This is a genomic window from Kineococcus deserti (genome assembly GCF_050871945.1).
In the GTDB taxonomy this organism is placed as follows: domain Bacteria; phylum Actinomycetota; class Actinomycetes; order Actinomycetales; family Kineococcaceae; genus Kineococcus.
On record NZ_JBJLSI010000003.1, the window covers coordinates 1 to 22,178 of the forward strand.

General features: G+C 73.2%; 16 protein-coding genes. 15 read left to right on the forward strand and 1 reads right to left on the reverse strand.

Translation table 11 applies throughout. The annotated features are described in order from the left end of the window. Window positions 1–186 precede the first annotated feature (186 nt). The gene (locus ACRYR2_RS03190) at window positions 187–1,839 is read right to left on the reverse strand and encodes a glycoside hydrolase family 13 protein (RefSeq protein WP_432561382.1); all 1,653 of its coding nucleotides are present in this window, start codon (window positions 1,837–1,839) and stop codon (window positions 187–189) included. Window positions 1,840–2,153: 314 nt separating this feature from the next. Between ACRYR2_RS03190 and ACRYR2_RS03195 the strand changes: the two genes are divergently transcribed. The 15 genes from ACRYR2_RS03195 to ACRYR2_RS03265 all read left to right on the forward strand — a co-directional run bounded on the left by ACRYR2_RS03195 (window position 2,154) and on the right by ACRYR2_RS03265 (window position 22,097). Continuing rightward, complete coding sequence (locus ACRYR2_RS03195; RefSeq protein ID WP_432561383.1) at window positions 2,154–3,881, forward strand: endo alpha-1,4 polygalactosaminidase; 1,728 nt, start codon at window positions 2,154–2,156, stop codon at window positions 3,879–3,881. A 170-nt stretch (window positions 3,882–4,051) separates the two neighbouring features. Next, complete coding sequence (locus ACRYR2_RS03200) at window positions 4,052–6,133, forward strand: cell wall-binding repeat-containing protein (RefSeq protein ID WP_432561384.1); 2,082 nt, start codon at window positions 4,052–4,054, stop codon at window positions 6,131–6,133. Between the two features lie 107 nt (window positions 6,134–6,240). Further along, a complete protein-coding gene (locus ACRYR2_RS03205) occupies window positions 6,241–7,185 on the forward strand; it encodes an ornithine cyclodeaminase family protein (protein WP_432561385.1) in 945 nt (314 codons plus the stop codon). Then, on the forward strand, window positions 7,182–7,847 hold the full coding sequence (locus ACRYR2_RS03210; RefSeq protein WP_432561386.1) for a GntR family transcriptional regulator: 666 nt from the start codon (window positions 7,182–7,184) through the stop codon (window positions 7,845–7,847). The genes ACRYR2_RS03205 and ACRYR2_RS03210 overlap by 4 nt, the downstream gene beginning before the upstream one ends. Window positions 7,848–7,971: 124 nt before the next feature. After that, the gene (locus ACRYR2_RS03215; protein WP_432561387.1) at window positions 7,972–9,609 is read left to right on the forward strand and encodes an ABC transporter substrate-binding protein; all 1,638 of its coding nucleotides are present in this window, start codon (window positions 7,972–7,974) and stop codon (window positions 9,607–9,609) included. Window positions 9,610–9,632: 23 nt separating this feature from the next. Beyond that, complete coding sequence (locus ACRYR2_RS03220; RefSeq protein WP_432561388.1) at window positions 9,633–10,523, forward strand: ABC transporter permease; 891 nt, start codon at window positions 9,633–9,635, stop codon at window positions 10,521–10,523. After that, on the forward strand, window positions 10,520–11,539 hold the full coding sequence (locus tag ACRYR2_RS03225; RefSeq protein WP_432561389.1) for an ABC transporter permease: 1,020 nt from the start codon (window positions 10,520–10,522) through the stop codon (window positions 11,537–11,539). The genes ACRYR2_RS03220 and ACRYR2_RS03225 overlap by 4 nt, the downstream gene beginning before the upstream one ends. Further along, window positions 11,536–12,552, forward strand: a complete 1,017-nt coding sequence (locus ACRYR2_RS03230) for an ABC transporter ATP-binding protein (protein WP_432561390.1) — start codon at window positions 11,536–11,538, stop codon at window positions 12,550–12,552. Before ACRYR2_RS03225 ends, ACRYR2_RS03230 begins: the two co-directional genes overlap by 4 nt. Next, on the forward strand, window positions 12,545–13,576 hold the full coding sequence (locus tag ACRYR2_RS03235; RefSeq protein WP_432561391.1) for an oligopeptide/dipeptide ABC transporter ATP-binding protein: 1,032 nt from the start codon (window positions 12,545–12,547) through the stop codon (window positions 13,574–13,576). The genes ACRYR2_RS03230 and ACRYR2_RS03235 overlap by 8 nt, the downstream gene beginning before the upstream one ends. A gap of 2 nt (window positions 13,577–13,578) precedes the next feature. Further along, window positions 13,579–14,562 (forward strand): dipeptidase, encoded by a 984-nt coding sequence (locus ACRYR2_RS03240; RefSeq protein ID WP_432561608.1) that lies wholly within the window; start codon window positions 13,579–13,581, stop codon window positions 14,560–14,562. 12 nt (window positions 14,563–14,574) lie between these two features. After that, complete coding sequence (locus tag ACRYR2_RS03245) at window positions 14,575–15,876, forward strand: NtaA/DmoA family FMN-dependent monooxygenase (RefSeq protein ID WP_432561392.1); 1,302 nt, start codon at window positions 14,575–14,577, stop codon at window positions 15,874–15,876. 176 nt (window positions 15,877–16,052) lie between these two features. Next, the gene (locus tag ACRYR2_RS03250; protein WP_432561393.1) at window positions 16,053–17,096 is read left to right on the forward strand and encodes a sugar ABC transporter substrate-binding protein; all 1,044 of its coding nucleotides are present in this window, start codon (window positions 16,053–16,055) and stop codon (window positions 17,094–17,096) included. A gap of 6 nt (window positions 17,097–17,102) precedes the next feature. Then, window positions 17,103–19,163 (forward strand): hydantoinase/oxoprolinase family protein, encoded by a 2,061-nt coding sequence (locus ACRYR2_RS03255; protein WP_432561394.1) that lies wholly within the window; start codon window positions 17,103–17,105, stop codon window positions 19,161–19,163. Further along, a complete protein-coding gene (locus ACRYR2_RS03260; protein ID WP_432561395.1) occupies window positions 19,160–20,887 on the forward strand; it encodes a hydantoinase B/oxoprolinase family protein in 1,728 nt (575 codons plus the stop codon). Before ACRYR2_RS03255 ends, ACRYR2_RS03260 begins: the two co-directional genes overlap by 4 nt. After that, entirely contained in the window at window positions 20,877–22,097 is a 1,221-nt protein-coding gene (locus ACRYR2_RS03265) for a metal-dependent hydrolase family protein (RefSeq protein ID WP_432561396.1), read from the forward strand. Before ACRYR2_RS03260 ends, ACRYR2_RS03265 begins: the two co-directional genes overlap by 11 nt. Window positions 22,098–22,178 lie beyond the last annotated feature (81 nt).

A 22,178-nucleotide genomic window follows, 5' to 3' on the forward strand; every position in this document is an offset into this window, starting at 1 on the left:
CCCCGCGCCCCCCGGGGCCGCGCCCCCCCGCCGCCCCGCCGCGCCCGCCCCCCCCCCCCCCCCCCCCCCCCCCCCCCCCCCCCCCCCCCCCCCCCCCCCGCCCCCCCCCCCCCCCCCCGGCCCCCCCCCCCCCCCCCCCCCCCCCCCCCCCCCCGACGCGGCTCCCCGCGACGGCTCCGGGGACCGTCAGCCGGCCGGGACGTCCCGCCCGGGCCCGAACCAGACGGCGGTGTCGACCGCCAGCACCCCTTCCGCCCCCGCAGCGGACCGCAGCAGCACCTCCGCACCGGGCGGCAGGGCCACGTCGTGCGGCCCGAAGTTCACCCAGACCGAGGTGGTGCCGCGGTCGAAGGCCAGGACGCCGTCGGGCGCCTCGCGCCAGACCAGCGGCCCGGCGCCGGCCAGCAGTTCGCGCCGACCGGCCAGCGCGGCGCGGTACAGGTTCAGCGTGGAGTCGGGATCGTCGTCCTGCGCCGCGTACGTCAGCGCCGCCCACGCCGCCGGCTGCGGCAGCCACGGTTCCGGGGCACCGGGCGGGGAGAAACCGAACGGCGGCCGCTCACCGGACCAGGGCAGCGGCACGCGGGAACCGTCCCGGCCCGGATCGACGCCGCCGGAACGGTGGTGGATCGGATCCAGCCTGCGCTCGGCCGGGATGTCCTCGACCTCCTCCAGACCCAGTTCCTCGCCGTTGAAGACGTACACCAGGCCGGGCAGCGCGGCCGTGAGCAGGAACGCCGCGCGGGCGCGGCGGCGGCCCAGGGCGTAGTCGGGAACCTCACTGCCCCAGCGGGCCCGTTCGCTCACGTTGGAACCGTGCTCGGGCGGCTGGGACCGGGCGTAGCGGGTCACCTGCCGCACCACGTCGTGGTTGGTCAGCGCCCACGCGCTCGGCGCGCCGGTGAGTTCGGCGACGGCCAGGCCCCGTTCGACGACCCGTCGCCACGGACCCTCCCGCCAGGCCACGTGCAGCGGGTCGAACTCGAACGCCATGTGCAGTTCGTCGGGCCGCAGGTACATCGGCAGCCGTTCACGGCGGGCCACCCACGCCTCGGCGACGAACACGCGCGGCGGGTCGTAGGAATCGGCCACCTGCCGCCACTGCCGGTACACCTCGTGCACCTCGTCCTGGTCCCAGCCCGGGTGCTCCTCGGTGCGCCGGTCACGGCCCAGGGCGTCGGGCAGGCCGTCCTGCTTCACCAGCCCGTGCGCGACGTCGACGCGGAAACCGTCGACGCCGCGGTCGAACCAGAACCGCAGGACCTCCACGAACTCCTCGCGCACCTCGGGGTTGCGCCAGTCCAGGTCCGGCTGTCCCGGGGCGAAGGAGTGCAGGTACCACGGCCCGGGCGTCCCGTCGGGGTTCGTGGTGCGCGTCCACGAGGGCCCGCCGAAGCAGCTCTCCCAGTCGTTCGGCGGCAGTTCACCGTCCCGCCCGCGGCCGGGGCGGAACAGGTAGCGCGCCCGGGCCCGCTCGTCCCCGGCCAGCGCGGCGCGGAACCAGGCGTGGTCGTCGGCGGTGTGGTTCGGCACGATGTCCAGCAGGACCTTCAAGCCCAGCCCGCGCGCCTCCCGCAGGAACTCCTCGGCCGCGGGCAGGCCGCCCAGGGCGGCGTCGACGTCGCGGAAGTCGGTGACGTCGTAGCCGTTGTCCACCAGCGGCGAGGGGTACCAGGGGTTGATCCACACCGCGTCGACGCCGAGCGCGGCCAGCGACGGCAGCCGCGCCCGCAGCCCCGCGAGGTCGCCGACCCCGTCACCGTCGCCGTCGGCGAAGCTGCGGGGCAGGACCTGGTAGATGGCGGCGCTGCGCCACCAGGGAACCGGGGAAGCGGTCATCTCAGCCGGTCCGCCGGTTCCGGGACAGGGTCGTCACGGGGCCACTGTGCCTGCCCGACCGCACGGGCACCACCGCCCCCGCGGGTCCGCTCGGTGCGGCGCTCGCCCACCTGGTGCCGGCGCCGTCCCTGCGGCGGCTGCTGCGCCGCCGTGCGGCGCACGTGCGGCTCCTCGCCGCCTCCCGCGCCGCCTGGACCCACTACGATCCGACGACGATCCACGGGTCAGCGCGGGGCACGGAAGCGCCGCCGTCGAGCGCGACGACCCACGCCACGAGGGTTCCTCCTGCTCGACGACGAACGAACGGTCCTCCCATGCGTCCTCCCCGCCGGCTCGCCGCGGCCGCCGTGCTGACTCCCCTCCTGGCGGTTCTCGGGGTGCCGGACACCGTTCCGTCCGCGCAGGCGGCCACCGTCCAGCGGTTCGCCGGCGCCGACCGGTACGCGACCGCCGTCGCGGCGAGTTCGGCCACGTTCACCTCGGCCGGGACCGTGGTCCTGGCGGCGGGAACCTCGACCGTCGACGCGCTCGCCAGCTCCTACGTCGCCGCAGCGTTCGACGGTCCGGTGCTGCTGACGGGCCGCGACGAGGTTCCGGCCGCGACGATGGCCGAGATCGAACGGCTCGGTGCCGACACGGTCGTCCTGGCCGGCGGGCCGGCCGCGATCGGTCCGGCGGTGCAGGCCCAGCTCGGGGAGTTCACCGTCCGCCGCGCTGCGGGCGCCGACCGGTACGAGACGTCGGCACGGCTCGTCGGGCTCGTGGCCGGGGCCGACCCGGACACGATCTTCCTCGCGAGCGGTCCGGCCGACGCGGCCGCCGTCGGCCCGGTCGCCGCCGCGCTGGGTGCACCGGTGCTGCTGATCTCCCCGGACGCGCCGTCGCCCGCGTCCCTGGGGGTGGTGCAGCGGTTCCCGAACGCCGACGTCGTCGTCCTCGGTGGCCAGCGGGCGGTTCCGGAGGCGGTCGCGTCGGTGTTCGGCGCCGACGACAGGATCGCCGGCGCGGACCGGTACGAGACCGCCGTCCGGATCGCCGACCACGCGATCGACCAGCTCGGGATGCCCGCCAACGGTTTCGGGCTGGCGAACGGTTCCGGCGACCTCGCGGACGCCCTGGCCTCCGGACCGGTCCTGGGGCGGGTGGGCGCACCGCTGCTGCTCACGAGCACGCTGCTCGGACCGCACGTGGCGGGTTTCCTCGCCGACCGCGCCGCCACGATCCCGGACGCCGGGCTGGTGTTCGGGGGAGCCGCTGCAGTACCGCCGGCGGTCGTGGAGGCGGCCACGACGGGCGTGGGCGATCCGCCGACCGCCGCGCCGCCGCCGGCCGGCGCCGTCGTCGACTACCAGCTCGGCGGCGCCTACGTCCCCGACCCTGCCGTCCGGGTCGTCATCCGCGACCGGGAGACCGAACCCGCCGCGGGCCGGTACTCGATCTGCTACGTCAACGCCTTCCAGACCCAGCCGGGGGAGGCGGACTTCTGGCTCACCCAGCACCCGGACCTGCTGCTGCGGGCGGGCGGCCAACCCGTCGAGGACCCGGCCTGGCCGGGGGAGTACCTGCTGGACACCACCTCCACCGCGAACCGGGCTGCGCTCGCCGAGATCGTGGGTGGGTGGATCGACGGGTGCGCCGCGGCGGGTTTCCAGGCCGTCGAACCCGACAACCTCGACACCTGGACGCGTTCAGGCGGGCTGCTCACGCGTCAGGGGAACCTCGAGTTCGTGCGGTTGCTGGCCGCGCGCGCCCACCGCGACGGGTTGGCCATCGCGCAGAAGAACGCCGCGGAACTCACCGCCGCCGAGGTGGCCGCGGCGGGTTTCGACTTCGTGGTGACCGAGAGCTGCCAGGTCTACGACGAGTGCGCCGCCTACACCGACCTGTACGGCGACCACGTCGTCGAGATCGAGTACACCGACGACGGCGAGGAGTTCTTCACCGCCGCCTGCGCGGTCCGGGGCGGTCGGGTGTCGGTGCTGCTGCGGGACCGGGACGTGGTCCCGCGGGGGGAGGCGGGGTACCGCTACGAGTGGTGCTGAGGCAGGGCCTGCCTGGAGCGCCCCCGGTCTGAGGCCGGCAGGACCGGGTCCGGCCGTGCCGTCAGCCGCCGCCGGCTCCTGAGCGTCGAGCCGGCGAACTTCCCGAACAGCCACCGCGAGCCGCCCGTCTCCACTAGGTTCTCGGCGAAGCCTGGGGGAGGCACAGTTCCATGACGAGAACGCTCGACAACCGTCGCCCGCGCACCGCCGCTGCGGGGATCGCCGCCGTCGTCGCCGCCGGAGTCGCCGCGTGCGTGTGGGGTGCGCCGGCAGCCGTCGCGGCCGTCTCGGAGGAGGGGCCCGTCGCCTCGTCCATGACGTACGTGCGGGGCGCGGACCGCTACGACACCGCGGCGTTGCTCGCCACGACGGCCTACGCGACGAGCCCGACGGTGGTGCTCGCGTCCGGGACGTCGTACCCCGACGCCCTCGCCGCCTCGGCGCTGGCCGGTGACCTGGACGCCCCGATCCTGCTGGCCGACGGCGACACCGTGTCCGCCGCGACCGCCGAGGCGTACGCGAGGCTGCGGCCGTCGGCGGTCGTCGTCGTGGGCGGGACGAACCGGATCTCCGACACCGCCGTCGCCCGCCTCACGGGTGGGGGCGCCACGGTGTCGCGCGTCGCCGGCGCCGACCGCTACGGCACGGCGGCCGAGGTGGCGCGGGAGCTGAGCGCCGTCGGCGAGGTCGAGGGCCGCCGGACGGCGTTCCTGGCCACCGGCGCGGGTTTCGCCGACGCCGTCGCGGCGGGCCCGGCCGCCTACGCCGGGGGCCTGCCGGTCCTGCTGTCCGAACGCGACCGCTTGCCCGACGCCACCCGGGACGCGCTCGTCGCGCTGGGCATCACCCACGTCGTGGTGCTCGGCGGCGAGAACGCCGTGAACTCGGCGGTCTCCGAGGGCCTCGGTGCGCTCGGCATCACCACCGAGCGCCTGCTGGGACCGGACCGGTTCGCGACCGCCACGGCCGTCGCCGACTGGTCGATCGCGCGGGGTTTCCTCGACGACGAGGGGGTGGTGGTCGCCTCCGGTGCGGACGCCGGGGGCGGCGCGGACGCGCTGGCCGTGGCCCCCGTCGCGGCGCTGCAGCGTCAGGTCGTGCTGCTCACCGCGGCCCCCGACGACCCCTCGGTCCCCAGCGCGACGTGGATGCTGAACCACGCGCCGCGGACGGTGTCGATGCTCGTCGTGGGCGGCGAGCGGTCGGTCGGGACGGCCGCGTTCGTGCTGCAGGACAGGCGGTCCAGCAGTTCCGACCAGTGCGCCGAGGGCTGCGCGGTCGTGCAGTGGCCGAACCCCGAGGTGCCGACGCGCGAACCGCGACCGAAGGACGTCACCGACGTCGTGCAGGTCGAGGCCGGCGGCGGGAACGTGCTGGCCCGGCGCGCCGACGGCAGCGTCTGGGGGTGGGGGCGCGGGGTCGACGGGTCGCTCTGGAGCGAGCAGCCGGTGGCCGTCGCGGGGCTGAGCGGCATCGTCGACGTCGCGGTCTCGCCGACGACCGCCCTCGCCCTCGACGGCGCGGGGCGGGTGTGGCAGTTCGGGTGGGTGCCCGGGACGGCGCCCGGGACCGTCGTCGCCACCACGCCCCAGCAGGTCGTCCTGCCGGCCCCGGCGCTCGACGTGTCCGCCGAACTCGACCAGGGCGTCGCCGTCGTGCGCGGCGGGGCGGTGTTCACCTGGGGCGCCGACCTCGTGGCCACCCCGGTGCCCGGCCTCACCGACGCCCTCGAGGTGGCGTCCAGCGACCACCAGACCACCGTCCTGCGGGTGAACGGCAGCGTGTGGGCCTTCGGGTGGGACTTCACCACCGAACCCGACACGTCGCTGACCCCCGACCGGCCGGCGCGCGACCTCGGCTGGCGCGCCGTGCGGCAGGTCGAGGGGTCCGAGCACGCCACCTACGCCGTCGGCATCGACGGAACCCTGTCGGCCTGGGGGTGGAACGGCCTGGCCGAACTGGGCACCGGCACCGCCTCGCCCGTCGGGGCCGACGGCCGCACCGACCCGCTGTTCCTGCCGCGCGCCACGAGCGGGATCGCGCAGGTCTCGGCGGGCGGCTCCCACGTCGTCGCGACCCGCACCGACGGCCCCGTCCGGGTGGCGTGGGGGGCGAACTTCACCGGCGAGACCGACCCGGCCTCGCCGGCGACGGTCGTGCCGCACGCCGTTCCGGTGACCGTGGTGCCGGACAACGCGGTGGTCGTGGCGGGGAACGGGTTCAACGTGGGGCTGATCCGCCCCGCGGGCTGACGAAGCGGTCCCGGACGGCGGCCCCGTCGGCCGAGAATCTTCCACGCACTCCCGAACCAGTGGTCGAGCGGATAACGTGTAACGCTCTACCCCCGAGGAGGCTCCGCGTGGACCTGCCGCTGTTGACGGCCGACGAGGTGACCGCCGCACTGTCCCCTGCTGCCGCGGTCGCCGCCCTCCAGCAGGCGCTGCGGGCCGGGTTCGATCCCGCGACCGATGGGGAGCGACTGGTCCTGGGCTGGGGCGAGGGGGGCCAGTTGCTGGTGATGCCCGCGCACACCGGTGACCGGTCGGGCGTCAAGATCCTCACGGTCGCGCCGGAGACGGTCCCGGTGGGCACACCCCGCATCCAGGGGATCTACCTGGTCGTCGACCCGGTCACGTGCGCCCCGGCGGCGCTGCTGGACGGGCCGGCCGTCACGTCCCTGCGGACACCGGCGGTGTCCTGGACGGCCGTCCACTCCCGCCTCGCGGGCCGTGCGGGCCTGCGCGTGGTGGTGTTCGGCGCCGGTCCCCAGGCCGTCGCCCACGCCGCCTCACTGGAGGACGTGCTCGGACCGGAAGCGTTGCGGGACATGATCTTCGTCCACCGCAACAGCAAGCCCGACACAGCCGGCCTGCGCACCCCGAGCAGCCTCGTCGCGGCCGGGAGCCGGGACCAGGCGAGCGCGGTGCGGGAGGCGGACGTCGTCGTGTGCGCCACGACGGCGGCCACGCCGTTGTTCGCGGCAGGGGACGTGCGGCCCGACGCCGTCGTCGTGGCGGTCGGCTCCCACGAGCCGGACCGGCGGGAACTGCCCGCCGGTCTGCTCGCGCGGGCGCAGGTCGTGGTCGAGGACCGGGCGACGGCGTTGCGCGAGGCGGGGGACGTCGTCCTCGCTGTCGCGGAGGGAGCCGTGGCTCCCGCGGACCTCGTGCCGCTCGTGGACGTCGTGACCGGGCGCACGGCCCTGGCGACCGACCGCCCGGTCGTCTTCAAGAGCACGGGCATGTCCTGGGAGGATCTGGTCGTGGCAGACGCGGTCCTGCAGGCGCACCGGAGCGGTCGATGACGGCCGAGCCGCTGGTCGGCGGCCTGCGGGGAGTCGTGAGCCTGCGCGACCAGGCGCTGGAGGTCCTGCGGCAGCGCCTCGTCTCCGGCGAGCTGCGCCCGGGCGAGATCTACTCGGTGACGGCGCTCGCCGACGAGCTGGGCGTCTCCAACTCCCCGGTGCGCGAGGCGATGCTCGACCTGCAGCACGCCGGGCTGGTGGAAGCGGTGCGCAACAGGGGGTTCCGGGTCGTCCAGCTGAGCGAACGCGAGCGCCTGGACGTCCTGGAGGTGCGCCTCATGCTCGAGGTCCCGGCCATGGCCCGCCTCACCGGCGACCACCGGCTGCGGGCCGAGAAGGCCCGGTTCGAGGCCATCGCGGCGGAGATCACCGCCGCGGCCGAAGCGGGCTCGATGGTGGAGTTCCTGCAGGCCGACCGGCGCTTCCACCTGGGTCTGCTGGGGCTGCTCGGCAACGACGAGCTCGTCTCCGTCGTGGCGGGTCTGCGGGACCGCACGCGGTTGCTGGCCGACCCGGCGGCCGTCCTGCGTTCCGCCCAGGAGCACGTCGCCCTCCTCGAGGCGCTCGCTGCCGCCGACCCGCAGGTGTCCGCGCGGCTCATGCGCGAGCACCTGCAGCACGTGCGCGAGGACTGGAGCGAGAGCCCGCTCGACGCCGGCTGAGGCTCGGACCGGCGTTTCGGCTGTGTTACGAATCCGGAAACCTCTGGTCCTCTGCGGTGGTACGTAATACGTTACCCACCACCTGCTCGGGGTCTGCCGGGCACAGGCTGTTCGTGGAGGACACATGAGCGTTCCTCGTCGGTTCCGGCGGACCCTCGCCCGGCGACGCTGGGCGGCCGCGGCCGCGGTCACCGGAGCCCTGGTGGTGGCCGGCTGCACGGCGCAGGCCCCGCCCGAGGGACAGGCCTCCGGCGCCTCCTCGCAGACGCTGAACGTGGCCATGTCGGTGGCTCCCACGACCCTGGACCCGGCGAGCGGGTGCACCATCGACGACAGCCGGCTGACCCGTCAGCTCTACGTGCAGCTGCTGGACTACGGCACGACCACGGGCGAGGACGGCCGCGAGGAGGTCGACCCCACGGTCACCGAGCCCTACCTGGCCAAGAGCTTCGACGTGAGCGAGGACGGGCTCACCTACACCTTCCACCTCAACGAGGGGTGGACGTTCTCCAGCGGTACGGCCGTCGACGCCGAGGCCGTCAAGTACTCCATCGACCGCGTCCTGGCCGTCAACGGGTGCGGCGCCTCGATCGTCAACGACCTGTTCCAGGACCCGGACCTCATCTCCGAGATCACCGTCGTCGACCCGCTGACCGTCGAGTTCTCGCTCTCGCGCACCGACCCCGACTTCCCGCTGGCGCTGGCCACCGACGCGGCCTCGATCGTCGACCCCTCGCTCGTCGAGGCCAACGGCGGCGTCGTCGCGGACACCCCGAACGACTGGATGGCCTCGCACGACGCCGGTTCCGGCCCCTTCCGGCTGACCTCCTACGAACCCGGCACCAAGGCCGTGCTGACCCGCGACGAGAACTTCAAGGGCGAGGCCGCCGCCTCCCCGGAGATCGTCGTGACCTGGGTCAAGTCCGACGCGGCGCTGCTGCTGCAGGCCCAGAACGGCAGCACCGACGTCACCCTCGGGCTGAGCAAGAACTCCGCCGCGTCGGTCGACGGCCAGGACGGCCTCGAGGTCGTCGACGACGTCGCGACGCAGAACATGCAGATCCTGCTGCCCAACGACAAGGCGCCGTGGACGAACCCGACCCTGCGGGAGGCCGTCACGTACGCGATCCCCTACCAGGACCTGCTCGACAACGTCCTGAAGGGTTACGGCGAGCTGTACTACGGGCCGATCCCGCCGACCATGACCGGTTTCAGCGAGGCCGACTCCGCCGCGCGCACCTACGACGTCGCCAAGGCCAAGGAACTCGTCGCGCAGGCCGGTGTCACCACGCCGCTGGACGTGACCCTCGACGTCATCTCCGGTGACCCGACCCAGACGTCGATCGCGACGATCGTCCAGAGCTCGCTCAAGGAGATCGGCATCGAGGTGACCGTCAACCCGCTGAGCGAGAGCGCCTGGGGTGACGCGGTCTACAACGGCACGACGCAGATGGCGCTGCGCCTCGACGGTCCGGCCGTCTACAGCGCGGGGTACTACCTGCAGTACGACGAGGCCTGCTCCAGCGCCTACAACACCGGCAAGGTGTGCGTTCCGGGCAACGAGGAGCTCCTCGACCAGGCCCGCAGCGCGACCGACCCGGCCGTCCAGGGACAGGCGCTGGCGCAGCTGACGAAGAACTGGGTCGCCGCCTCGCCCAAGGTGGTCCTCTACCTCGACGGGAACGCCGCCGTGGTGCGCGAGGGCACCACCTACTACTGGGACCAGGCCACCGACATGCGCCGCTGGGCCAAGGCCAGCTGAGGCGCGGGTAGGAGCAGCACGTGGTGAGCATCGCGACCAGCGCGAGTGCCGCGCCCCGCAGGGCGCGACGGGCAGGGTGGTGGAACGACGGCCAGCTCGTCGTCGGTCTCGCGCTGGTGGCGGTGTTCGTCGTCCTGGCGGTGGTCGGTCTCGTCCTGCGGGACGAGGCCAACCGCGTCGACGTGGCGAACACCCTGCTGGCGCCCGGGAGCGGGCACTGGTTCGGCACCGACAACCAGGGCCGTGACGTCTTCGCCCGCGTCGCCGTCGGCACCGGGATCGCGGTCGCCTGCGGGACGATCGCCGTCGTCGTCGGCGGCGCGGTCGGCCTGGCCCTGGCGCTGGTGTGCGGACTCGGACCCCGTTGGGTCGACGGCGTCGTCGTCCGCGTCCTGGACGCCGTCATGGCGTTCCCGTCGTTCCTGCTCGCGCTGGCCATCACCATGGCCTTCGGGACGGGACTGGAGACCGCGGTGCTGGGCATCGTCGTCACGGTCGTCCCGGTGTTCGCGCGCACCCTGCGCGCCGAGGCGCGGCGCAGCACGGCCGAACCCTTCGTCGAGGCCGCCCGCACCATCGGGTTGTCGACGCCGCGCATCGCCGTGCGGCACGTCGTGCCCTACCTCTCGACGACGCTGACCGTCCAGGTCGCCGCCAACTTCGGCAACGTGATCCTCACGCTGTCCGGGCTGAGCTTCATCGGCATGGGCGCCCAGCCCCCGACCCCGGAGTGGGGAGCGATGATCACCGAGGGACTGCAGAACGCGCTCACCGGGCAGTGGTGGGTCGGGGTGTTCCCCGGGCTGGCGCTGCTGCTCATGGTGGTCGCGGTGAACCTGCTGGCCGACCGCCTGCCCGTCCACCTGGCCGCCCGCCGGAACGCGGGTCGCGGAGCGGGGAGGAGGTCGAAGTGACCGGTCGCATCGCCCGTCAGGTGCTGGGGGTGCTGCAGACGCTGCTGCTGGCCTCGATCGTCTCCTTCGTGATCCTGCGCGCCGTGCCCGGTGACGCCGCACGCCTCATCGCCGGCCCGCTCGCCGCACCGGAGGCGGTCGCCAGCATCCGGGCCCAGCTCGGCCTCGACGATCCGCTGCCCGTGCAGTACCTGAACTACGTCAGCGACTTCGTGCGCCTCGACTGGGGCTTCTCCTACTCCAACGGCGCCGACGTCTCCGCCGTCATCGGCGCGCGCCTGCCGGCGACGATCGAACTGTCGCTGTACGCGTTCGTGTTCGCGATCGTCGGGGCGCTGTTCCTCGCGACCGTCGCCAGCTACCGCGGGGGTCCGATCGGGATGGTCTCCAAGGTCCTGTCCCTCGTCGGCCTGGGCACCCCGCAGTTCTGGGTCGCGCTGGTGCTCGTCCTGGTGTTCGCCTCGGGCCTGGGGGTCCTGCCCGGCTCGGAGGGACGGTTGACCGGTTTCCTGCAGCCCCCGCCGCACGTGACCGGGTTGTACACCGTGGACGCGCTGCTGGCCGGGCAGGTCGTCGTGTTCTCCGACGCCCTGGCGCACCTGGTCCTGCCGGCCGTCAGCCTGGCCATCGTCCCCGGCGCGTTCCTGACCCGGCTGCTGACCGCCAACCAGGCCGACGTGTCCCGCGCCTCGTTCGTCACGGTCGTGCGCAGCAAGGGGATCTCGCGCTGGACGACCCACCGCCGTCACGTCCTGCACAACGCGCTGCTGCCGACCATCGGCTCCAGCGGGATGGTCCTGGCCTCGATGATCACCGGGAGCGTCCTCGTGGAATCCGTCTTCAACTGGCCGGGGATCGGGCAGGTGCTGGTGCAGGGGATCCAGCGGCAGGACTTCGCCGTCGTCCAGACGTTCATCCTGCTCAGCGCCGTCCTGTACGTCCTGGCGAACCTGCTGGCCGACGTCGTGATGGCGATCGCCGACCCGCGGTTGCGCACGGCGGGAGGCCGCGCGTGAACGCCCCGGTGCTCGCGGCCCGCGACCTGCACGTGGCCTACGGTGACGTCGACGTCGTGCGCGGCGTCGACCTGGTCGTGCGTCCGGGCGAGAAGGTCGGGATCGTCGGGGAGTCCGGTTCGGGCAAGTCCACGCTGGCCCTGGCCGTCATGGGGTTGCTCGCCGGTGGCGGCCGCATCGCCTCCGGCACGGTCGAGCTGCTCGGTTCCCCGGTGGACCACGGGAACGAGAAGGCGATGGACGGGCTGCGCGGGAAGAGCATCGCCCTCGTCCCGCAGGACCCGCTGACCTCGCTGGACCCGGTCAAGACCATCGGGTCGCAGATCGCCGAGGCGCTGCGCCGGCACCAGCCGAAGCGTTCCCGCGCGCAGCTCACGGCCCGGGCCGCGGAACTGCTCACCTCCGTCGGCGTCCCGGACGCCACGGCGAAGCTGCGGCAGTACCCGCACGAGTTCTCCGGCGGCATGCGCCAGCGCGTGCTCATCGCCATCGCCATCGCGAACGACCCCGCCGTCCTGATCGCCGACGAACCCACCACGGCGCTCGACGTCACGACGCAGGCGCAGGTCGTGGAACTGCTCGACTCCCTCGTCGAGCGGCTCGGGATCGCCGTCGTGCTGGTCAGCCACGACATCGGGGTGGTCTCGGAGTTCTGCGACCGGGTGTTCGTGATGTACGCCGGTCGGCTCGTCGAGCAGGTGCCCGCCGGGAACCTGTTCGGTCAGGTGGCGCACCCGTACTCGCGGGCGCTGCTGGACAGCCTGCCCCTGCCGGGCCGCAGCCGGCACGAGGAGCTCGTCTGGATCCCGGGTGCGCCGCCGGCGATGACCGCGCTGCCGCCGGGGTGCTCGTTCGCCCCGCGGTGCCGGTTCGCCGACGAGACCTGCCGGACGGTCGCGCCGCCGCAGGTCGTCGTCGACCCGGCCCGCACGCACCTGGCCGAGTGCCACCACCTCGACCGTGTCGGGGCCGGCCGCCAGGACGTCGATCTCGAAGGGAGCAGGGGTGTCTGAGGCGACCGCCACGGTGGCGGGCAACACCGTCGACCGCACCGCCCCACCGGTGCTGTCGGTCCGCGACGTGAGCCGCTCGTACGCCACGGGCCGCAAGCGCTACGACGTCGTGCAGGGCGTGAGCTTCGACGTCTGGGCCGGCGAGACCCTGGGCGTCGTCGGCGAGTCCGGTTGCGGCAAGTCGACGCTGGCCCGTGCGGTCATGCGGATCGGCGAGACCACCTCGGGGAGCATCGAACTCGGCGGGACCGACCTGACCACGCTGCGCGGTGCCGCCCTGCGGCGCGAACGCCGGCGGCTGCAGATGGTGTTCCAGGACCCCTTCGGCTCGCTGGACCCGCGGATGAGCGTGCTCGCCCTGGTCGAGCAACCGCTGGCCGTGCACGGGACCGCGGCCGGCGAACGCCGCCGCCGGGCCACCGAGCTGCTCGCCGACGTCGGCCTGGGCGAGCAGTTCCTCGACCGCCGGCCCGGGGAGCTGTCCGGTGGGCAGTGTCAGCGGGTGGCCATCGCCCGGGCCCTGGTGCTGCAGCCCGAGCTCACCGTCCTGGACGAACCCATCTCGGCCCTCGACGTCTCGGTGCAGGCGCAGGTGCTCACGCTGCTGCGGCGCGAACAACGCCGGCTGGGGTTGACGTACCTGTTCATCGTCCACGACCTGGCCGCCGCGGAGTACTTCTGCGACCGGGTCCTGGTGCTCTACCTGGGGAAGGTCGTCGAGACCGGGACGTCGGAGGACCTCTTCCGCCGGCCGCTGCACCCGTACACCACCTCGTTGCTGTCGGCGGCGCCCGACCCGCGGCGCAGCGGGGCGAAGCAGCGCGTGCTGCTGCGTGGTGAACCCCAGTCCCGCCGCCCGGAGACGGGGTGCCCCTTCGCGGCCCGTTGCCCCGTCGGGTTCGACCGGCCGGTCTGCCGCGAGCGGGCACCGGAACTGCGCGCGCTCGACGGTGCGGACACCGCGACGGGAACCGCCCAGCAGGTCGCCTGCCACTTCCCGGGGGAGCTGGAGGCCGTGCGGTGAGCATGCGCTTCGCCGACTGCCACAACGACCTGCTCATGTGGGTGCAGGCCCGCCGCGAGGCCGGCGTCGAGGACCCGTTCGGCGACTACTGGCTGGGGCAGCTGCAGGCCGGGAACGTGCGGCTGCAGGTCCTGCCGATCTACACCGACGACGTGTTCGTGCAGGAGGCGGCGCTGCGACGGTGCCTGCTGATGATCGACGAGGCCCACCGGTTCGCCGGGAGGCACTCCGAGCACGTGGCGCTGGCGTTCTCCGGTCAGGAGGTCCTGGACGTCCAGGCCTCCGGGCGCACCGCACTGGTGCTGGCCGTCGAGGGGGCCGAACCCGTCGGCCGCGACCTGGGGATCCTGCGCACCCTGCACCGCGCGGGCGTCCGCATGCTCTCGCTGACCTGGAACCGGCGGACCATGATGGCCGACGGTGTGGGGGAGGAGGACACCGGCGGGCGGCTCACCGCGCTCGGCCGGGCCACGGTGGCCGAGATGGAGCAGCTCGGCATGCTGCTGGACGTCTCGCACCTGTCGCAGAACGGGTTCTGGGACGTCGCGCGGATCGCGCAGAGGCCCTTCGTCGCCTCGCACTCCTCGGTCAAGGCCGTGCACGACCACCCGCGCAACCTGTCCGACGAGCAGTTGGCGGTGTTCCGCGACACGTCGTCGCTGGTGTGCGCCAACGCGTTCGGCGACTTCGTCGGCGCACCGAGCACCATCGGGCACTACCTCGACCACGTCGCGCACCTGCTCGAGGCGGTCGGCCCGGACGGCGTCGGGCTCGGCATCGACTTCATCCTCGACGTCTACGACGTCACCGACGCGGCCAGCGACGACGCCGGCCGTCCCGACCACGGGCAGAACCTGCTCGACGGCCTCAAGCGGCCGGCCGACCTGCCGGCCCTGGGCACCGCGCTGCTGTCGCGGTTCGACCCTGCGACGGCCGCCGCGGTCGCCCACGACAACCTCGCCTCGTTCCTCGTCAAACACCTCTGATCGGAGACCCGCGTGTTCCACCTGGGCTGGTTCTACAACTACGGCTTCGGCGCGTACGCGCTGGACGGCCGGTGGTCGGGCAACGTGCGGCGCGACGTCGCCCGCCCGGAGCTGTTCATCCAGACCGCCCAGGCGCTGGAGACGGCCGGTTTCGACTACATCATGCTCGAGGACGCCCCGGTCCTGCCCGACGACCACGGCGGCGACTTCGCCCACGCCGTGCGCACCGGGGCGATCCGGCAGGACCCGTTCCCGCTCATCCCGCTCATCGCACGCGCCACCAGGCACATCGGTGTCGTCGGGACGATGTCGGCGTCGTTCTACCCGCCGTACATCGCGGCGCGACTGGCGAACACCATCGACCACCTCGCGGAGGGCCGCGCCGGCATCAACGTCGTCACCTCCTCCCCGCACGCCGCGGCGCGCAACTTCGGGTACGACCAGCACTTCGAGCACGACCTGCGCTACCGCATGGCCGACGAGTGGGTCCGCGCGGTCAAGGCGCTGTGGGACACGTGGGAGCCGGACGCCTTCGACCGGTCCGCGACCGGCGGCGACTTCGCCGACCCGGGCAAGGTCCACTACGCCGACTTCGAGGGCGAGTTCTTCAGGACGCGCGGCCCGCTGAACACCGTGCCCAGCCCGCAGCACCACCCGGTCATCTGCCAGGCCGGTGGCTCGGGCGCCGGCCGGGCGTTCGCGGCCGGTCACGCCGACACCATCATCGCCGCGGTGCACGGCGTCGCGGCGATGAAGGAGTACCGCGAGGACCTCACGCGGCTCCTCGTCGCGGCGGGCCGCAAACCCGACGCGGCCAAGCTGCTGCACCTCGTCTCGCCGGTCCTGGGCGACACCGACGAGCAGGCGCGCGAGATCCACGCGGCCAACCAGAAGGCGATGGCCGAGAACATCGACGACGCGCTGTCGGGTCTGAGCTACATGGCGGGCATCGACATGACGCAGTTCGACCTCGACGCCCCGCTGCCCGACCTGACCGACCGGGTCAACGGGCACCAGTCCAGCTACGCCGCCTACCAGAAGATCGCGGCGACCGGCAAGACGCTGCGCGAGGTGCTGCTGGCCCGCAGCGACCAGTCGTCGGTCGAGCTCGTCGGCACGGCCGACTCGGTCGCGGCCCAGATGGGCGAGGTCATGGACGAGGTCGGCGGCGACGGCTTCCTCGTCGCGCTTCCCGTCACCCGCCGCAACGTGGCCGAGATCGCCGACTCACTGGCCCCTGCGCTGCGTCGGCGGGGGCTGATCCGCGACGGGTACACCGGGACGACGCTGCGGGACCACCTGCAGGAGTTCTGAGCCCCCGGGGCGGTCAGGCGCTCCCCGGGGTGGTCGCCGCAGGGCCACCCCGGGGAGTTCGTGCGCCCGCTGGCGTTGCCGGGCTGTTACCACCTCGTGCGCGTGAGGTAACACATGTGAAACATCGAGTGTGACATTGTACTGAGCGACGCCCGTCCCGCTCAGGAGGTAGCTCGATGCACCGTCGCTCCGTCCCGTCCCCCACCCGCCGCCGGGGGCTCACCCTCGCTGCGGCCGTGTGCGCGGCCTCCCTCTCCCTGGCCGCCTGCGGCAGCGGGTCCGACGCGGCCGGCTCCGAGGACGGCACCTACCGCATCGCCGTCATGATCGCCTCGGCCGGCAACGGCTTCAACGCGGCCGTCCTCGAGGGGGCCGAGGCCGCGGCCGCCGAGCTCGGCAACGTCGAGATCAGCAGCTACGACGGCCAGTTCGACTCCGACGAGCAGTTCGCGCAGATCCAGAACATCGCGACCTCCGGCGACTTCGACGGCATCGTCGTCGTCCCCAACGACGGGGTCTCCCTCACCGGTGCGTTCCCGCTGGCCAGCCCGCTGCCGGTGGTCACCCTGCTGAACCCGGTCGGCCCGGACATCAGCGACATGGAGCCGCAGGTCGAGGAGGTCGTGCAGACGATCGCGCAGCCGCCCGCGGACCCGGCGACCAAGCAGGCCGAGGAGGTCGTCGACCACTGCGCCGACATCGACCCGTGCAAGGTCGCCATCATGGTCGGCCAGCTGAACACCGCGCTCGACGTCGAGCGCGCCGACGCCTACAACGCGGTCCTGGAAGGGCACGACAACATCCAGGTCGTCGCGACGGTCGAGGGCAAGTACGACCGCGACGCCTCGCTGACCGCCATGACCAACGTCCTGCAGGCCAACCCGGACCTCGACGCGGTGCTGTCGAACGCCGACCAGCAGACCTTCGGCGCCGAGGTGGCCTTCGAGAACGCCGGGATCGACCCGTCCACCGTGCACCTGTCCGGTGGCGGAGGCACCCAGGAGGCCGTGACGGCCGTCCGCGAAGGCCGGTGGAAGTGGGACTACCTGAACTTCCCCGTGAGCATGGGATCGCAGGGCGTCAAGTCGCTCGTCGAGCACCTCGACGGCACCGAGGTTCCGACCTACATCGACATGAACACCGTGAGCGACGTGGAGGCCTTCGCGACGAAGGAGACGCTCGACGCCAGCCCGGACTTCACCGGCGAGTGGAACGGCTGAGCCCGCGTGGACCACGGAACCCGCATCGCGATCGACGTCGGCGGAACCTTCACCGACGTCGTCCGACTCGACCTGGCCACCGGCGCCCTGCGCTTCGAGAAGGTCCCGACGACGACCCAGGCGCCCACCGAGGGCGTGCTCGCGGCCTTCGCGGCCGCCGGCGTCGAACCCGGCGCCGTCAGCATGTTCAACCACGGCACCACGCTGGGGCTCAACGCCCTGCTCACCCGCACCGGCGCCCGCGTGGCGATCGTGACCACCCGCGGGTTCCGCGACGTCTACCTGCTCGGCCGGACCGACCGCAACGTCAGCTACGACATCACCTACCGCAAGCCGCCGGCGCTGCTGGAACGGCGTGACACCTTCGAGGTCACCGAGCGCAGCTGGTTCGACGGGACGGTGGGCACCCCGCTGGACGTCGAGGACGCCCGGGCCGTCGCCACCCGGATCGCCGAGGGCGGCTACGACGCGGTGGCCGTGGCGTTCCTGCACGCCTACGCTAACCCGGCCAACGAGCTCGCCATGCGCGACGTGCTGGCCGAGGTCGCGCCCGGCGTGGCGGTCTCGCTCTCGCACGAGCTGTCGCGCGAGTACCGCGAGTACGAACGCACCAGCACCGCCGTGTTGGACGCCTACATCAAGCCGATCGTCCGCACCTACCTCGAGGTCCTCGAGGGCCGGCTGGCGCAGGACGGTTTCGCCGGCCGGTTCCTCGTCTCCCGCTCCGGCGGCGGGGCGATGACCGTGACGTCGGCGAAGGCCCAGCCCGCCAACCTCATCCTGTCCGGCCCGGCCGGCGGGGTCGTCGGCGCGACCGCGTTCTCCCGGCTCATCGGGGTTCCCGACCTCATCACCATCGACATGGGCGGCACCAGCCTGGACGCCTCGCTCGTGCTGGACCACCAGCCGCTCATGCACCAGGGCGCCCAGTTCGAGGGCATGCCGCTGAACATCAGCTCGCTGAACATCCAGACCATCGGCGCAGGCGGTGGTTCGCTGGCCTGGCTGGACGACGCGGGTGCCCTGCAGGTCGGCCCGGCCAGCGCCGGCGCCGTGCCCGGGCCCGCCGCGTACGGTCGCGGCGGGACGCAGCCGACGTTCACGGACGCGGCCGTGGTCGTGGGGCACCTCGGCGGGGACTCACCGCTGGGCGGAACCCTGCGGCTGGACGAGGAGCTCTCCCGCGGGGCTCTCAAACCGATCGCCGACGAGCTGAACATGGGACTGGAGGAACTCGCGCGCGGGATCCTGCAGATCTCGGTCAGCAAGATCACCGGTGCGGTCCGCGCCATCACCGTCGAGAACGGGCTGGACCCCAGCGGCTTCGCCCTGCTGTCGTTCGGCGGCGGCGGAGGACTGGTCGCCGTCGACGTCGCCCACGAACTGGGGATCCCCCGCGTCATCGTCCCCCCGGGACAGGGTGCGTTCTCGGCCCTCGGCATGCTGATGGCCGACGTCCAGCACGACTACGCCCGCACCGTCGTCACCCCGCTGGCCGAGTTCGGCGAGGACCGGCTGCGGCACGTCGAGGCGATCTTCGCCGGGATGGAGACCGAGGCCGGGCAGGCGCTGGCCGACGAGGGGTTCACGCCCGGGTCCTCGGCCCTGACCCGCTCGCTGGACGTGCGCTACTCCGGCCAGGAGCACGCGGTGTCGGTGCCCGCCCCCGCGGTCGGGCCCGGTTTCGTCGACGACGTCGCGAGGGTGTTCGCCGACCTGCACCTGCGTCAGTACGGACACGTCCAGGACGCACCCGTGGAGATCACCACGTTCCGGGTGCGGGCCGTGGGTCTCATCGAGGACCCCGAACTGCCGGTCGTCGCACGCAGGGGGAGTGGTGCGCCGCAGCCGTTCGGCCACCGTCCGGTGCACACCGCGACCGGACCGGTGGAGTACGCCCTGCACCTGCGTGAGGACCTGCTCGCCGGCGACGAGGTGACCGGGCCCGCCGTCGTGGTGGAGCACACGGCCACGACCGTCCTGCACGCCGGTGACGTCCTGACCGTCGGCCGGCTGGGCGAACTCGTGATCGACATCGCCACCACGTCAGAGGGAGAGCGCGCGTGAGCGGCCAGAACTCCGCCATCACCAACGAGGTCATCCGGCACGCGCTCCTGTTCGCGGCCGACGAGGTCGCCAAGAGCCTGAGCCGCACGGCGTACAACACCGTCGTCTACGAGATCCGCGACTACGGCATCGGCATCCACGACGCCGCCGGCGACGTGGTGGCCGACGCCCCCGGCGTCGCCCTGTTCACCCGCGGCAACGACTACGGCATCAAGAAGGCCGTCGAGTTCCTCGGCGGCCCGCAGGCCATGGGCGCGGGTGACGTGTTCATGCTGAACTACCCGTACTGGTCGTCCGCGCACGCGCTCGACGTCCTGGTGTTCGCCCCGATCCACGCCGGTGATCGCCTCATCGGGTACGCCTCCTGCCGCATCCACGTCCTGGACCTGCAGCAGAAGGACCCCGGGTACGTCCTGGACTCGCGCTCGATGTACGAGGAGGGGATCTTCTTCCCCGCCGTGCGGCTCTACACCGGTGGGCAGCAGAACACCGACATCTACAACATCATCCAGTTCAACAGCCGCATCCCGGACCGCACGATCGGCGACATCCAGGCTCAGGTGGCCGCCGTGTTCGCCGGTGTGCGGCGCACCCAGGCGATCGTCGAGCGGCACGGCGTCGACGCCGTCGTGGAGGCGATGGCGGCGATCAACGAGCACGGCGAGAAGCTGGCGCGGCTCGCCCTGGCGAAACTGCCGAAGGGCACCTGGTCGGCCGAGGACCTCGTCGACTCCGACGGCATCTCGCTCGACGTCCCCGTGACGCTGCGGGTCACCGTCACCGTCACCGACGACGAGTTCATCGTCGACTGGCGCGGCACCGACCGGGACGTCGAAGGGCCGATCAACGTCCCCTACGGCGGCACCGAAGCCATCAGCAGCCTCATCTTCAAGGCGCTGACGACGCCGGACACCCCGGTCGTCGCGGGCAACTTCGCCCCGCTGCGCACGATCACCGAACCCGGTTCGGTCGTGCACGCCGTCCCGCCCATGCCGACGTTCACGCTGTGGACGAACATCCTGGCCGGCGAGGTGGTCCTCAAGGCCCTCGCCGTCGGGATGCCCGACCGGATCCCGGCGTCGTCGGGTGGGGACGTGAGCTCGATGATGGGCCTGGGCGTGAACCCGCGCACCGGCGAGTCCTGGCTGGAGGCGACCAACGAGGCCGTCGGTTTCGGTGGCCACGCCGGCGGCGACGGCGAGGACGGCATCATGCACCTGTCCGAGCCGGGCTGCCGGAACAACCCCGTCGAGGTCCTGGAGACGAAGGCGCCGATGGTCATCGACCACTACGGCTACCGCCCCGACTCCGGTGGCGCCGGGCGCCACCGCGGCGGTGTCGGCGTCAGCCGCGTCTACCGGTTCCTCGCCGACTCCAGCGCGATCTGCCTGGTGTACAAGACGAAGTCGGCGCCGTACCCGCTCCAGGGCGGCATGCCCGGCACGAACAACCACATGGTGAGCAACCCGGGCACGGACCGGGCGCAGAACACCTCCGGCCGCTACGTCCACCTCGCGGCGGGTGAGGTGCTGGCGAACAACACCGGCGGCGGAGGCGGGTACGGCGACCCGTTCGAGCGTGACCCGGCGGCCGTCGCCCGCGACGTCCGCAACGAACTGGTCTCGGTCGGCGCCGCGGCTTCGCAGTACGGCGTCGTGGTGTCGGCGGACGGCACGGTGGACGAGCACGCGACGACGGAACTGAGGAGCGCCCGTGTCGGCTGAACCCGGCGGGGACCTCGTCGTCCGCGACGCCCTCGTGTTCGACGGCTGGTCGCCGGAACTGCTCGAGGCCGACGTGCGGATCGCCGGCGGGGTCGTCGCGGAGATCGGTCCCCGGCTGCGCGTCCCCGGCGGGGTGCGGGAGGTGGCGGCGGCCGGCTGCGTCGTCACGCCTGGCCTCATCGACGCGCACTTCCACGCCTACGCCGTGCACCTGCACACCGACGCCATCGAGCGGACCCCGCTCAGCTACGTCGCGCTGGCCGGTCAGCACCGGTTGTCGGCCGCGCTGCGCCGCGGTGTCACGACCGTGCGCGACGTCGCCGGCGGGGACGCGGGGATCGCCAAGGCCATCGCCGAGGGCCACCTGGCCTCGCCGCGGTACCTGTACACCGGGGCGGCGCTGAGCCAGTCCGGCGGGCACGGGGACTGGCGCTCGGTGGAGGACCCGGGGTGCGCGGCGTGCGGCGGGCACACCTGCGAGGTCGTCGACGGGGTGGAACCGTTGCGCCGCACCGTGCGGGAACGGTTCCGGCAGGGCGCGCACGCCATCAAGATCATGACCTCGGGTGGGGTGGTCTCCTACACCGACCCGATCCGGATCCCGCAGTACTCCCCGGAGGAGATCGCCGTCGTGGTGGCCGAGGCCACCCGGCGCGGCAGCTACGTCGCGGCCCACGCCTACTCGCCCGAGGCGATCGTGCACTCGGTCGGGAACGGGGTGCGCTCGATCGAGCACGGGAACCTCCTCGACGGGCCCACGGCGGCGGTCATGGCCGCCGCGGACGCGTTCCTGGTGCCGACGCTCGCCGCGTACGACGCCATGGACCGGCGAGGGGTCGAGGTCGGGCTCGCGCCGGTGTCGCGGGCGAAGAACGCCGAGGTCCTGCGCTCGGGGCAGGAGGCGGTCGAGATCGCCCGCGCCGCGGGCGTGCGGACCGGCTGGGGTTCGGACCTCATGGGCGAACTCGCCGACGAGCAGCTGACCGGGCTGCGGTTGCAGGCCGAGGTCCTCGGCCCGCTCGGCGCCCTGCGTGCCGCCACCCGCACCAACGCCGCGCTCCTGCAGCGCGACGACCTGGGCCGGGTCGAACCCGGTGCCCGCGGCGACCTCGTCCTGTGGAACGGGAACCCGCTGGAGGACCTCGCCGTGGTCTGGGACGAGAAGCACCCCCGGACCGTCGTCCAGGGCGGCACCGTCCTCACCCTCTGACACCCGCACCACAACGGCCCCGGGGAGCCGACCCACCCCCCGGGGCCCCCCACCCCTCCGTGATCAAGGATTCAGATCCGG